This is a genomic window from Lysinibacillus sp. FJAT-14222, from assembly GCF_001278875.1.
In the GTDB taxonomy this organism is placed as follows: Bacteria; Bacillota; Bacilli; order Bacillales_A; family Planococcaceae; genus Lysinibacillus; species Lysinibacillus agricola.
The window spans coordinates 24,302-37,738 of the sequence record NZ_LIYL01000050.1 but is presented as its reverse complement, the minus strand read 5'-3'; the positions used below and the strand labels follow the sequence as shown (position 1 = coordinate 37,738).

The window sequence follows — 13,437 nt, the reverse complement described above, 5'->3', positions numbered from 1 at the left end:
CTGTAGGGAAATTACTACAGCCTTTTTTCTATGATAAGTTTAACAATAAAAAATTAAAGAATAATGATTTTTTTTGATTTCTAAATGTTTAAAAGTGTGTTTCTTGAAAAAATACTGTTTGTAATCGCTTTCTATTTGACAAATTTGTGAATCTAACATCGGATATATTGCTAAATTTATTATTCCATGATAAATTGATTCATGTGAAATAAATCACAAAACAAACATACACCCCTTTGTTTGAACGTGAACATTTCTCCCATCCCCTTTGTGAAAGAGAGGCGTCACTATCTGTCGAGGATAGTGGCGCTTCTTTTATTTTGTTATAAATCTCGATCAAACAGCCAAGTATTCCGATAAAACTCAAAAATGTTCCGATAAATCGCTGAAACGTTCCGACAAATTACTAATATGTTCCGATAAATCACTAGAACATTCCGATAAATATATAGAGCCTTATAATCCGAAAGAAAGTTAATGATGGGGCTAATAAAAGAAAAATAAAAGCAAGTGAAGAAAACTTCACTTGCTTTTATTTTTAGGAGCTTCTTAGAATAATAATATAATTGCATTATTTAATACGCCATAGTGTAGCGTGATCTGTCTGAATTCGTTCAATCTTTTGTTGCAGCATACGTTTCTTTAATTCACGTTCAGCTGTTTGCTCTGTTAATGAGTAGATGAAAGCTATTTCATTTGTTGAGAGCGTATGGAATCTTGTAAATAACTCTTCTATTGTTGGTAATGGTTGACGCACAAGTTGTTCATCCATCATCTCTTGTAAAATATGTTCATAAACTTCATAGGAATAGCTACCACTAACTTTAAGACCCTCATCTTCAATACATTCATTGAAAAATACAACGCTAGGTACTTCATCAACTTCCATTTCGCGTTTAATATATAAATCGCACTGAAAGGCACGAGCTGTTTCCTTTGAACCAAAGTCTGCAGTGAATTCACTCATGTCTAATCGAACATCCTCAGCAATTTTTAAAAGCGTAGCATAGGAATTTACATCTTGATGGTTTAGTAATACATATTCTTGTAGTTTCAACAAATAGCGTGCTCCTGCACGTTTACCCTGTAACTCTGCTGCCTTAATAGCGATAGATGGTAAAACAGGATGATTTATGTCGAGTTCAATGCCCGATGCACAACCCTTTACGCGCTTACTTAAACAATTTAAAGAGGCTAGCTCTGTGCTTAGTACAAGGCGCCATGTAAAGTAATGATTGTACTCTAGCTGTAACTTACGAAGAATTGCTTGCATACTGAAAGCTTCAGGACAAAGTGGATCTACGAAAATATACAATTCAATAGGCTTATTAGCAGTAGAAATCACAGGAGTTGGCTCTTGCAGCATTTGAATATTATTCACGTAATAATTCCCCCTCATCGTCATTTGGCGTATTAACCATGTGATGAGCTGTTAATACTAATCGTTGATAATAAGTTTCGCGGAACTTCCCTTCCAAACCAACTTCGTCCATTGCTTCGGACATACATTCGAGCCAAGCTTGAGCACGATCAGGTGTAATCGGAAAATTCATATGACGTGCACGCATCATTGGATGTCCATGCTCTTCAGTAAAAAGATTTGGTCCACCTAAGTACTGTGTTTGAAATTGAATTTGCTTACGGGCTGTCTCTGTCAAATCTTTCGGAAAGATTGGAATAAGATTAGGATGCTGAGCAACTCTTTTATAAAACGCATGAATAAGCTCTGAAAGTTTTTCAGCTCCCAGCTCCTCATAAGGAACAGTGTATTTTCGACTCATAAGTTATATGCTCCTTTTATTCTTTATATCGTAAAAGTATAATTTTATATCTTCATTCAGTAGAAGACTCTCACCTCTATCGGTGATGAGCTGAATGTTTACGCCAAGGAATAATGGATAGTTTGTCATCTTCTAAAATGTGAATTTCTTGTGACTACTTTCATTCTATCAACGTATTTTCGTTTATACAAATAAAGCGCTCTTTCCAAATGTTTCTCGCTAGAAAAGCACAAATTTCACCACTATGGGTGAAATTTGCCGAAAAGGACCGTAATAACAGTGATTATGCGATTAAGCTGTGTAGTAATTCATCACTTTTTTGACATAATTCTGTGTTTCTTTGAAAGGAGGAATGCCACCATACTTTGTCACGCGTGAAGCTCCCGCGTTATAAGCAGCTAACGCTAACGTTGGATCGTTATCAAATTTATCTAGCATTTGGCGTATATATTTGGCCCCTGCCATAATATTTTGTTCAGGATCAAAAGAGTTTGTAACCCCTAAATATTGCGCTGTTTTTGGCATTAATTGCATTAATCCCTGTGCTCCAGCATGACTAATTGCATTTGAATTAAAATTAGACTCTTGCTTAATCACTGCAGCGATAAGTTTTTTAGGTACATTATATGTAGATGCTGCCTTTTCAATAATCGAAGCGTATTGATTCGCTCCTGCTAATGCATTGGCATACGCTGTTGAACCAATAACATTATCTGAAACATAGGAGTCGAGTTTTGTACTAGATTGTGTGTTTGCTAATGCTGCCTGTACAGAAGTAGGGATAAAGACTGCATTAGAACCTTGATATAGCAATGATTGATACGCACTATTTCCCACGTTTTCAGACAACCCATTTAAACTACTAAGCTGGTTCATTAATGACGAAGCGCTTGATACACTCCCCAGCATACTAGATAATTTTGCACTATTAGCAGTCGTTGCGTCGCCGAGCAATTCGCTAATCATGTCTGAAAACATAGAATTACTGTCTGTAAGATTGTTTGACGATGAATTTTCTGTAGAGCCTAATGTTTGCATTGCTTGAATTTCAAGTAAAGTTCTGAGTGATTGGATATCCAAGGAGTTGGTCACCCTTTCTTGTTATACTGGTTAATTTATTTTAGCAACATCCGCAGAAATAGAGGAACTTAGTCTAAGAATGCCACGTCCTGTGGCAAAGACTGAGTGACCAACATGACGTTGATCTAATGCCTCCGCCGGATGTCACAGAATCGGAAAGGAGTTCACATAGGATGTTAGCCTAAAATCATCGCATCCATGCGATAACGGCTAACTGACCTGCATCCTGTTGTTGCTGCCGCTTCGCTTTCGCACAGACAAACCCCTGTTGCTGCCGCTTCGCTTTCGCACAGACAAACCCCCTGCTGCTGCCGCTTCGCTTTCGCACAGACAAAACCCTGTTGCTGCCGCTACGTTAGCACTGCGCTTTCGCACAAAAAATATCTGCAGGCCTAAGCACAAAGCCGATTCCGGACGCAATTATGCCGAGGCATAATTACTATTAGTATTATTTTTTATTCATTTGTAATGCTTTCATAAAGCGTGCGATTTTTTTATCCGCAGTCTGTTTTTTGATACCATATTGCTGTAGAAATTCGTCGAAGATTGCATTTCCTTTTATTGCATCTTTTGTTTCATATTCTACCTCATAATCGTCGCACTGCAAATAGAAAGAATGATCAAACACTAGAAGACCATCTTTATAAGGAATTTCGACACGATCAGTTGTCAGCGAACCAAATACTTCTAATTCTTCTAAAGGAATGTTATATAAAGCTAGTCTATTGGCTACCTCTTGGGCATAGAAGCCTTCACCAACAAGCATTTTTTTAGCTTGCTCAGCAGTTAATTCATCAGTAGTCTCTAAATGTTCATGTTCTGCACTTTTTTCTTTTAAGGTACATTCATAATATTTGTCGATTTGTCTGATACGGAGCCCGCTTTGTAGTTTCCGAATAGCTTGAGAAGGTGTGTCAAAATAATGATTTGTTTGACGATGAATAGCATTTTCGAGAATATGGAACTCTTGTAATAAATGCTCGTATTGTTGTTTTGTTAAGAGGTTTTTAAATTCGATTTCAAGTTGTTGTGCCATTTATGCTCACCTGTTTATTTTATTTTTTCACGCATGTGTTGATTAAGAGATAGATAGCTTGTCGTGATATTGGTTATTTCCTTTTCTCTGTGGCGAAGGTGCTCACTCCAGTAGGAGAAATACGAGAAAAACCAGCCTATGATAACGTCTACGTGTTACACCTTACAGAAAAAGTCAACCTACCTATTTTCAAAATGGTTTATCAACACACTTTTTTAGGTTGGCTCATCATCAAAAGATTGGGATGACATTTGTTAAAGCGTATACCATGCAATCAACCCTACGTTATGCTTATGAGTTAAAGTTTAATTCGTTGATTTAATATTTACACACTGCAACTAAGTACCCTGTATGCTAAAATAAGAGGAAGAGTAAGACGAAAAGGGGAACCGCATGTGCGTAAAATTTATACAATAGAAACATTGAATTTTGAAAACGAGCAACTTCATTTTAGTTTAAACGACATTGAAGTAAATTTACAGTTAAAACCTGCTGCACAATTAATTGCAGATTCTGATGACTTTGCGTTTATTTATTTACTTGATGCAGGAGAGGATTACCATTACTTGCGTTTTTCACCGAGTAGTTGGGATCAACTTGTACATATTTTACAGAAAAAGCAAAATCCAAAGCTCCAATTAGGTAAAGAAGTTATTGAACTTACAAATTTTTACGATGAATTGGAAATGCTCGTGTATAATATTGAAGGAAATTACAATTATGGAGCGGAATTTGTCCAAGCGGTGGAACAACACTTCAAGGCAATTCTCGCTGAATAAAAAGACAAAACGAACAGACGGTGTTGGTTTTGTTCGATACCGAATGTCGGGAGGTTTTTGCGATGGGACAATGGGAAATATTTTTAAGTCCTTATAAACAAGCAGTAGATGAGTTAAAAGTAAAATTAAAAGGTATGCGTTCGCAATTTGGTATTGTTAATGCAAATTCACCAATTGAATTTGTTACTGGACGTGTAAAGCCTTTAGCAAGTATATACGATAAAACATTAGAAAAAGGACTAAACTTTGAGCCTTCTAAACAACTAGGTGATGAGCTAGGTGATATCGCAGGCCTTCGTATTATGTGTCAATTTGTAGATGATATTTCAACAGTTACAGAGCTAATACGTCAACGTAAAGATATGCGTGTAGTGGAAGAGCGTGACTATATTACACATAATAAGCCAAGTGGATACCGTTCATACCATATGATTGTGGAATATCCTGTAGAGACGATACAAGGGAAAAAAGTGGTATTAGCTGAAATTCAAATAAGAACGCTTGCCATGAATTTCTGGGCATCTATTGAGCATTCACTAAATTATAAATATAAAGGCATGTTCCCTGAGGAAATAAAAAATCGCCTTCAAAGTGCAGCAGAAGCCGCCTTTCGATTGGATGAGGAAATGTCGTCCATTCGCAGTGAGATTCAAGAAGCGCAAGCCTATTTTAGTGAATACAAAGAAGCATCGAATCCTAATTTACTATCGGAGAAGGAGCGTGACACACAATGAAATTTTCCATTCAATCACGTAGAGATGCACAATCGAACGAATTAATGGAGCTAGCCAGAACGTATTTGCAGGATTTTGGGTTAACTTATGATGAAGAAGCGCCTGAAATCGTAATCTCTATTGGAGGAGATGGCACATTATTACATGCCTTTCATCGATATGCTCATTTGCTAGATCAGGTTGCCTTCGTAGGTATCCATACAGGACATTTAGGATTTTATGCGGATTGGAAGCCATCTGAATTAGAAAAGCTTGTTTTGTCCATTGCCAAAAAGGACTTTAATGTTGTGGAGTATCCACTATTAGAGGTAAAGGTGGAGCATCATAATGCGGAGTCCAATACGTATTTAGCGTTAAATGAAGCAACCGTGAAATCACCTGACGTCACACTTGTTATGGATGTTGAGTTAAATGGCAATCAGTTTGAACGTTTCCGTGGAGACGGTCTTTGTGTGTCAACTCCTTCTGGTAGTACAGCTTATAATAAAGCCCTCGGTGGAGCAATTATTCACCCGACTTTAGCAGCACTCCAAATTACTGAAATAGCATCTATCAATAACCGCGTCTTCCGTACAGTTGGTTCACCGCTCATATTACCAGCACACCATCACTGTATTTTACGTCCAGTTAATGAACAAAACTTTAATATGACAGTTGATCATTTACAAGTTACGCAAGGCGATGTGAAGTCGATTGCATTTAATGTAGCAAATGAAAGAGTGCGTTTTGCACGTTTCCGTCCATTCCCATTCTGGGAACGAGTACATGAATCATTCGTGGCAAATGAGTGAGATGGATACAAGATTTACACTGCATTTTATAGCACAAAAGGAAGGTCAACTACTACGGGAGGCCTTAACTGAATGGCGCATCTCTAAGCGAGCTTTAACGGCCATTAAATTTGATGGGGGCTTACTGACAGTGAATGATGTCGAACGCAATGTTAGACATCCTCTTCACGTTGGGGATCGAGTTGAAGTTAAATTTCCCCCCGAAGAAAAAAGTGAAGGGCTCGCTGTTGAGTATGGTGAACTTGCTATTGTTTATGAAGACGAAACTATCTTAGTGCTTAATAAGCCAGCACATCAGAGTACGATTCCTTCACGAGAGCACCCAACACAAAGTGTAGCCAATCTAGTGTGCGGTCATTTTCAGCAGCAAGGTCTAGCATCTACTGCCCATATCGTAACGAGACTTGATCGTGATACTTCTGGTTTGTTATGCATTGCTAAACATGCTCATATCCATCATTTAACGGGGCTTGCACAGCGCAATGGAGCAATTTCTCGACAATATGAAGCGATTGTACATGGACATGTTGCACAAGATATACACTCAATCATTGCTCCTATTGGACGTAAAGAGACGAGTATCATTGAGCGAGAAGTGCGTGAAGACGGTCAATTTGCCCATACAGATGTGGAAATTTTAAGATGTTTTTATTTACAGGATGAGCCGCTGACACATATACGACTAAAGTTGCACACGGGGCGTACACATCAAATTCGTGTACATATGGCCTATCTGGGACATCCACTTGTTGGAGATGAACTTTATGGCGGAAGTCGTGAACATATTAATAGACAAGCCCTACATTGTGTGTCCTTAAAGATGCTTCATCCTTTGACAGGTAAGAGTTTACAATTCACAAGTAACTTAAACGAAGATATGCAGCGATTATTAAATGACTCCTTAGCTTGAATTTTGGAAAAACTACACTATACCGAAGACTATCTAAACAGTCTTTAGTTCACTAATTGTGTAAAACTATTACTAAATCATGTTTATGTAAGGAGATGTTCGCACAAACGGGCATCTCCTTATCATTTTATTTTCTATAAAAGTAATAAGTTTTCTTAACAGCACGTTAACAGAAAAGAAAGTGATTGTAGGATAAAGTAGAGTAGAGGTTTTTTAGGCTCAGTACCATAGTTGAGCATGACATTTTTTTTGAATGTATGTTAGGTATATAAGTTGATTGTAGTGGAGACTGGGCGACTCCTCGGACGCCCCCAGGAAGCTCTGCGCGAAAGCGAAGCGACAGCAACAATTGTTTTATCTGTGCGAAAGCGGAGCGACAGCAAATGTTTTATCTGTGCGAAAGCGAAGCGGCAACAAATGTTTTATCTGTGCGAAAGCGAAGCGACAGCAACAATTGTTTTATCTGTGCGAAAGCGAAGCGACAGCAACAATTGTTTTATCTGTGCGAAAGCGACAGCAACAACAAATGTTTTCTGTAGCGAAAGCAAAGCGGCAGCTACAAAGCGCCCAGTCGGAACGGAAATCAACCACACGTTATGGTAATAGGATAAAATAGAAACTTTTACCCGCAAATTTATCCAATTGGATTGCAGCGATGTCGTAAGTGCTAAGTAGTAAAAAAAGGGTTTGCAGAAAAGGTACAATACACTCTATTATATAAAAGGTAGATTTACGGCATTCCCCGTATGAATGATTGATTGCTCGGAAGGAGGGGACAAGCATGATAGAGGAAAGAAATGAAAAGAATGATGTGCAATTCGACGAAGCACGTTTGCGAGAAATGCTCGAAGCACATGATATAAACGCATTCCGCGATGAGTTTTTAGAGCTTCATCCATATGATCAGGCAACGTTTTATGAGAAGGTGGAACCTGATATACGAAAGATCATCTATTCGTTCTTGTCTCCGACGGAAATGGCTGATATTTTTGAGTCAATCGAAATAGATGATGATGAATACACAGCGTATCTAGCTGAGATGGATCCGTCATATGGTGCAGAAATGCTTTCTCATATGTATGCGGATGATGCAGCAGACGTTTTAAATGAGTTAGATACGAAACAACGTGAAAGCTATTTAGGCATGATGGATGAGGAAACAGCTGAAGAAATTAATGAGTTATTAAGCTATGACGAAGATACAGCTGGTTCTATTATGACGACTGAATATGTAGCTATACCAGAAAATTCCACTGTTCGTTCAGCGATGGCGATTTTACGGAAAGAGGCGCCAGATGCCGAAACCATTTATTATATTTTTGTTGTTGATGAGGCACATCGATTAACAGGCGTTATTTCACTTCGTGATTTAATTATTGCTGATGAAGATACCCTTATACGTTCGATTATGAATGAACGTGTTGTGATGGTGCATGCTGGGGATGACCAAGAAGAGGTTGCTCAAATTATGAAGGACTATAATTTCTTAGCAACTCCAGTTATCGACGACAAGGGAGAATTACTAGGGATTATCACAGTCGACGATATTATTGACGTTATTGATGAGGAAGCATCGGAGGATTACTCTAAATTAGCGGGTATTTCCGATATGGATAAATTTGATACGACCTCGTTACAAGCGGCTAAAAAACGATTACCATGGCTTGTCATATTGCTGTTTTTAGGGATGTTGACAGCAAATTTGATGGGACAATTTGAGGCAACGCTAGAACAAGTTGCGTTACTCGCAGTGTTTATCCCTCTCATTTCAGGTACTTCTGGAAATAGTGGAACACAGGCACTAGCGGTAGCTATTCGAGGAATTGCAACAGGAGATGTCGAAGAACATAGCAAGCTAAAATTACTACTACGTGAGGCCGGTACAGGCTTAATGTCTGGAATTGTTTGTGGGTTGATTGTAATCGGCATTATCTATGTTTGGAAACAAGAGTTGATTCTTGGAATGCTTGTGGGAGCAGCGCTTTGTGGTTCTATTTTAGTAGCAACACTTGCAGGTTCTTTTATTCCACTGCTTATGCACCGCATGAAGATTGATCCAGCTGTCGCATCAGGTCCATTTATTACAACATTAAATGATATTACAAGTATTTTAATTTACTTAGGTTTAGCGACAGTGTTCATAAGCCAAATAGGCTGAGAACCAAATTCCTTTCTTTTGCATATTGTATGGAAAAAGGGAAGTGAGTAATGTGGATCAAGAGCCACGCTTGTTTATAAAATCGCCATCATATTTTCTGAAAATTTCCAAGGTCCTGCATGAACTTGATTTGGATGAAAGTACATCAGTGTATATGAAGGACGGCTATTACAATGAACAGACTATTGAAGAAAAAGAAGAAGTACAAATAGATCCGTATTTACTAAAGCAACTTCAATTTTTAGAAAAGCCGTTTCGGCAAAAAGCTTATCAACCGCTAGTAATATGTTTAAAAGACGGTAGGAATTTACGCGGTAGTGCATCTGAAGTGCAGTCCGATTCAATGATGCTTACTTCTTTAGAATTAAAGACACAAGAAATTATATATTTTGAGGACATAGAACGAATATTATGGCGAGGTAAACAATTACCAACCTTATGAAAAAAGTGTACAGCAGAGGATGCTGTACACTTTTTTTATGTGTAGTGTGTCAAAGGAGAAAAGATTATTCACAAATCCCTAAGTCAACATCAGCGATACATTGTACAGCGCAGAAGCATGATAAATCTACAGTAATACAGCTCTCAGTTGAATTCCAATCATCTACTTTACATATTTTTTTCATGTTGACACAGCAGCCATCACGACTTAATAGATCTACTGTACTTTCACTGGAGTCAAATGAACATAAAGGCTCTAAAACACGCAAAGTAGCGCAGCATTCATCGAACATATCTTCTACACGGAAAAACACTGATGTGCATATATCTGGTTCTGCTGTTGGAGAACTAAAAAATGCTTTAAAAGGAGTACCATCTTTGGTAATTAACATAAATACACGTGTATCTGCATGAGAGCGTGCGGGACTTACTATGCCTCCAAGTGGTTCTAAGAAACAGTTAGCTGTACATGGTTGACATTCTTCTCTCACCGCTTGATTTTGAATGTCTAAAATAGCGCGTACTACGTCACAAACGCAGCCTGCTGAATGGATTGGTCCAATAGGATTTGTTGGCTTGCCACAACCCATATTGTCACCTCCTTTCCTCGTTACTACTTCTACAATATGTACTTATGAAAAATGGACTCGGGCCTTTGTATATATAGTCAAATGAATAGTTTTTATATGTCTGGAGAAACTTTAAAGAAAAGGAGGGTAAAACTTGAAGCTATTAGGAATGATGTTACCTCTATTAGTCAGTTTATCGCTTTTAAGTGGTTGCGGTGAAAAAGAAAAATTTATTGTCTACGGTTCACCGGAAAATGAAAAGGAAGTTGAAGCCATTTTAAAAGAACAGAAATTTGTAGACAAAACAACGGTTATTCAATATGACAATAGTATGCTTGTAGCAGTTCAAATTAAACAATGGGATAAGTGGAAAAAGGCTAAATTAGAGAAAAAGTTGCAAAAGAAATTTGATGAAAAATATCCAAACAAAGATGTTTTTGTCTCAGCTGATTATAAAATATTTTATGAAGCCAATAAAATAAAAAGGGATCAAGTTGAAGATAATAAACTGAAAGATAAAATAAAGAAATTAAAAAAACTGGCGAAGGAGGAAACATAGTGGAAAAAGAACAATACCAAAAATTAGAACAAAATGTCACGCCGAAACCGCCCTATTTTAAGAATGTTGCAAAGGCATTTTTAGTAGGTGGCCTTATTTGTACAATCGGACAGGCCGTCTCTCTTTTTTATATAATTTTCTTTGATTTTACCGAAGCGACAGCCGGAAATCCAACTGTTGCAACAATGGTATTTTTCGCCATGATTTTAACAGGCTTGGGTTTATATAAGAAAATTGGTCAATTTGCTGGGGCTGGATCAGCTGTGCCTGTTACAGGGTTTGGTAATGCTGTTATTTCTGCTGCTATTGAGCATAGATCTGAAGGATTAGTACTTGGTGTTGGTGGAAATTTATTTAAATTAGCTGGGTCAGTTGTATTATTTGGTGTTGTCTCTGCCTTTTTTATTGCACTTATTAAATTCATTCTTGTAACGATAGGAGTGGTTTCATGGTAATTGTCTTTCAATCGAAGCCGTCCTTAATAGCCAGTGGTGTGGTAGCAGGTCCACTAGAGAAACGTAGTATTTTTAGTCAACATTTTGATGCGACTTACGATGATGAACGATGGCAAATGAAAACAAATGAACAGGGTCATCGAAAAATGGTTCAAGAGGCCTGTGAAATTGCTATGAAAAAAGCGGGCGTGAAAAATCCGGACATAGATTACTTTATGGGTGGCGATTTAATTAATCAAATGACACCAACCAATTTTGCAGCGAGGGATTTAGATATTCCTTTTATTGGATTATTCTCAGCGTGTGCCACCTCTGTTTCTTCAGTAATTGTTGCGAGCCTTTTAACAGAAATAGGTGCCGCCAATTTATCGCTAGCTGGTGCATCCAGTCAACACAATGCGGTTGAGCGACAATTCCGCTATCCAATCAATTATGGCTCGCAAAAGCCCCGAACTGCTCAATGGACGGTAACGGCTGCTGGTTATGCTCTTATTGGTAAGCATCATGAGGAATACCCTTCTATTGAAGCAGCAACTATTGGAAAATCGGTTGATTACGGTATGGATGATCCATTTCACATGGGCGCAGCGATGGCACCGGCCGCTTTTCAGACCATTCAATCACATTTAGAGCAGCGTGATCAAAAAATGTACCACTATGATTTAATTTTAACAGGTGATTTAGGTCATCTTGGGTTAAAACTTCTAAAAGGAATGTTTGTTGAAAGTGGCGTAAAGAGTGAGGAGTTAAAACCTTTACGTGATGCGGGTGATGAGTTTTATGGACAGGATGAGACATTCCAATCCGGTGCAAGTGGCGCAGGTTGTTCAGCAGCTGTTTTTTTTAGTTATGTGATCCAACAGATGCGAGCAGGTACCTATAAACGAGTACTTCTTGTGGCGACAGGAGCATTACTGTCTCCGCTTTCATTTCAACAGGGCGAGACAATTCCATGTACGGCACATGCGATTGAAATTACAATGAAATGAGGCAAAAGCTATGGTTATGACATTTGTGTTTGCGTTTTTTGTAGGAGGTATTATTTGCGCCATAGGGCAATTATTAATGGATGTTGGTAAATTAACACCTGGACATACATTAAGTACGCTAGTCGTAGCTGGTGCAATTCTTGCCGGAATGGGTTTGTATGACCCACTTATTAATTTTGCTGGTGCCGGTGCAACTGTTCCTATTACATCTTTTGGGAATTCTTTAACGCATGGTGCAATTGTTGAGGCAGAAAGACATGGGCTTGTAGGTGTGTTAACTGGGATGTTTGAGGTGACAAGCTCAGGAATCAGTGCTGCCGTTGTTTTTGGCTTTATCGGAGCATTAATATTTAAACCAAAAGGAAATGTTGACTAGACGAATACCCCACCCATTTTTACAACCTAAACATATTATAGGTTATAGAAGGGAGGGGTATTTTTATGGGATATCAAGGCTGGGGCGCGCATCCGTATGGAGGGCACGCTGATGGTTGTTACGGAGGAGATTATGGCGGTTACTATGGTGGTCACCATGACGGTTGCCATGGCGGTTACTATGGTTACGGACATGGGCATAGTTCAACATTTGTCTTAATTGTTGTCCTATTTATTCTTCTAATCATTGTTGGCGCTACTATCATTTAATTTGATTAATGTGACAGTCGATAAGAGGCTTTAGCTTTTCTTCAGAGTGCACCATTATCTGAATAAAGTTTAAAGCCTTCACTAGTTGTCAAATGTTTCGTGCATGAAAACAACAGTGAAAATAAATATAAATTTTAACTGATAGGAGGGGGAACATGAATCGCGGATTTTTTAATTCAATTGAACAAAAAACTGGGGTATCGATGGATGAAATCTTCGCATTAGCAAATGCAATTCAACATGCTGATTTTAAAAATGAAAAACAAGTAAGAAAAATCGTACGACGCGTAAGTAAGGTGTCCAATAGACAAATTACGCAAGAGCTTGAAGATAAATTAGTACAATCTATTATTCAAGATGGCGCTTCACTAGATTTCGATAAAATTACTAAAATGATGAAATAACATGATAGGTTGGTTGAATGGATGTTCATCTATAAATCAACCTTTTAAGTTTTGTAGAAAAATAAAAAAAGGGTGTTACGATATGCCGTAGCATTTTCGTAACACC

At 38.1% G+C, this 13,437-nt stretch carries 19 protein-coding genes; 13 read left to right on the top strand and 6 right to left on the bottom strand.

The annotated features are described in order from the left end of the window. Positions 1 to 571: 571 nt before the first annotated feature. The 5 genes from AN161_RS21085 to AN161_RS21070 all read right to left on the bottom strand — a co-directional run bounded on the left by AN161_RS21085 (position 572) and on the right by AN161_RS21070 (position 3,897). A complete protein-coding gene (locus AN161_RS21085) occupies positions 572 to 1,381 on the bottom strand; it encodes a DsbA family protein (RefSeq protein WP_053596299.1) in 810 nt (269 codons plus the stop codon). Beyond that, on the bottom strand, positions 1,374 to 1,781 hold the full coding sequence (locus AN161_RS21080) for a globin (protein WP_053596298.1): 408 nt from the start codon (positions 1,779 to 1,781) through the stop codon (positions 1,374 to 1,376). Before AN161_RS21080 ends, AN161_RS21085 begins: the two co-directional genes overlap by 8 nt. A 291-nt stretch (positions 1,782 to 2,072) precedes the next feature. Next, complete coding sequence (locus AN161_RS21075; RefSeq protein WP_053596297.1) at positions 2,073 to 2,861, bottom strand: lytic transglycosylase domain-containing protein; 789 nt, start codon at positions 2,859 to 2,861, stop codon at positions 2,073 to 2,075. Positions 2,862 to 3,048: 187 nt separating this feature from the next. Next, positions 3,049 to 3,189 (bottom strand): hypothetical protein, encoded by a 141-nt coding sequence (locus AN161_RS29915; protein ID WP_158003080.1) that lies wholly within the window; start codon positions 3,187 to 3,189, stop codon positions 3,049 to 3,051. A gap of 120 nt (positions 3,190 to 3,309) precedes the next feature. Further along, positions 3,310 to 3,897 carry a CYTH domain-containing protein gene (locus tag AN161_RS21070; RefSeq protein ID WP_053596296.1) on the bottom strand — a complete coding sequence of 196 codons (588 nt, stop codon included), beginning with the start codon at positions 3,895 to 3,897 and terminating at the stop codon, positions 3,310 to 3,312. A gap of 395 nt (positions 3,898 to 4,292) precedes the next feature. On the opposite strand from AN161_RS21070, the gene AN161_RS21065 reads away from it, so the two are divergent. The 7 genes from AN161_RS21065 (at position 4,293) to AN161_RS21040 (ending at position 9,711) form a co-directional block, all read left to right on the top strand. Then, complete coding sequence (locus tag AN161_RS21065) at positions 4,293 to 4,676, top strand: hypothetical protein (protein ID WP_053596295.1); 384 nt, start codon at positions 4,293 to 4,295, stop codon at positions 4,674 to 4,676. A gap of 62 nt (positions 4,677 to 4,738) precedes the next feature. Further along, positions 4,739 to 5,410, top strand: a complete 672-nt coding sequence (locus tag AN161_RS21060) for a GTP pyrophosphokinase family protein (RefSeq protein ID WP_053596294.1) — start codon at positions 4,739 to 4,741, stop codon at positions 5,408 to 5,410. Next, a complete protein-coding gene (locus tag AN161_RS21055; RefSeq protein WP_053596293.1) occupies positions 5,407 to 6,201 on the top strand; it encodes an NAD kinase in 795 nt (264 codons plus the stop codon). The genes AN161_RS21060 and AN161_RS21055 overlap by 4 nt, the downstream gene beginning before the upstream one ends. Then, entirely contained in the window at positions 6,176 to 7,111 is a 936-nt protein-coding gene (locus AN161_RS21050; RefSeq protein ID WP_082340265.1) for an RluA family pseudouridine synthase, read from the top strand. Before AN161_RS21055 ends, AN161_RS21050 begins: the two co-directional genes overlap by 26 nt. Before the next feature lie 282 nt (positions 7,112 to 7,393). Beyond that, positions 7,394 to 7,714 (top strand): hypothetical protein, encoded by a 321-nt coding sequence (locus tag AN161_RS29055; protein WP_143114969.1) that lies wholly within the window; start codon positions 7,394 to 7,396, stop codon positions 7,712 to 7,714. A gap of 178 nt (positions 7,715 to 7,892) precedes the next feature. Further along, a complete protein-coding gene (mgtE, locus tag AN161_RS21045; protein WP_053596292.1) occupies positions 7,893 to 9,269 on the top strand; it encodes a magnesium transporter in 1,377 nt (458 codons plus the stop codon). A 52-nt stretch (positions 9,270 to 9,321) separates the two neighbouring features. Further along, positions 9,322 to 9,711, top strand: coding sequence for a hypothetical protein (locus AN161_RS21040; RefSeq protein ID WP_053596291.1), 390 nt, complete (start codon positions 9,322 to 9,324; stop codon positions 9,709 to 9,711). 64 nt (positions 9,712 to 9,775) lie between these two features. On the opposite strand, the gene AN161_RS21035 is transcribed toward AN161_RS21040, so the two are convergent. Next, positions 9,776 to 10,300, bottom strand: coding sequence for a CotY/CotZ family spore coat protein (locus AN161_RS21035; RefSeq protein WP_053596290.1), 525 nt, complete (start codon positions 10,298 to 10,300; stop codon positions 9,776 to 9,778). Positions 10,301 to 10,433: 133 nt separating this feature from the next. Here AN161_RS21035 and AN161_RS21030 point away from each other — a divergent pair, with 133 nt between their 5' ends. The 6 genes from AN161_RS21030 to AN161_RS21005 all read left to right on the top strand — a co-directional run bounded on the left by AN161_RS21030 (position 10,434) and on the right by AN161_RS21005 (position 13,331). After that, the gene (locus AN161_RS21030; protein WP_241774617.1) at positions 10,434 to 10,838 is read left to right on the top strand and encodes a YhcN/YlaJ family sporulation lipoprotein; all 405 of its coding nucleotides are present in this window, start codon (positions 10,434 to 10,436) and stop codon (positions 10,836 to 10,838) included. Further along, positions 10,838 to 11,293, top strand: a complete 456-nt coding sequence (gene spoVAC / locus AN161_RS21025; RefSeq protein ID WP_053596289.1) for a stage V sporulation protein AC — start codon at positions 10,838 to 10,840, stop codon at positions 11,291 to 11,293. Before AN161_RS21030 ends, spoVAC begins: the two co-directional genes overlap by 1 nt. Next, a complete protein-coding gene (locus AN161_RS21020; RefSeq protein ID WP_053596288.1) occupies positions 11,287 to 12,282 on the top strand; it encodes a stage V sporulation protein AD in 996 nt (331 codons plus the stop codon). The genes spoVAC and AN161_RS21020 overlap by 7 nt, the downstream gene beginning before the upstream one ends. A gap of 10 nt (positions 12,283 to 12,292) precedes the next feature. Then, positions 12,293 to 12,658, top strand: coding sequence for a stage V sporulation protein AE (gene spoVAE, locus AN161_RS21015; RefSeq protein WP_053596287.1), 366 nt, complete (start codon positions 12,293 to 12,295; stop codon positions 12,656 to 12,658). 65 nt (positions 12,659 to 12,723) lie between these two features. After that, positions 12,724 to 12,927, top strand: coding sequence for a YjcZ family sporulation protein (locus tag AN161_RS31140; RefSeq protein WP_053596286.1), 204 nt, complete (start codon positions 12,724 to 12,726; stop codon positions 12,925 to 12,927). Between the two features lie 155 nt (positions 12,928 to 13,082). Beyond that, the gene (locus AN161_RS21005; protein WP_053596285.1) at positions 13,083 to 13,331 is read left to right on the top strand and encodes a stage VI sporulation protein F; all 249 of its coding nucleotides are present in this window, start codon (positions 13,083 to 13,085) and stop codon (positions 13,329 to 13,331) included. Positions 13,332 to 13,437 lie beyond the last annotated feature (106 nt).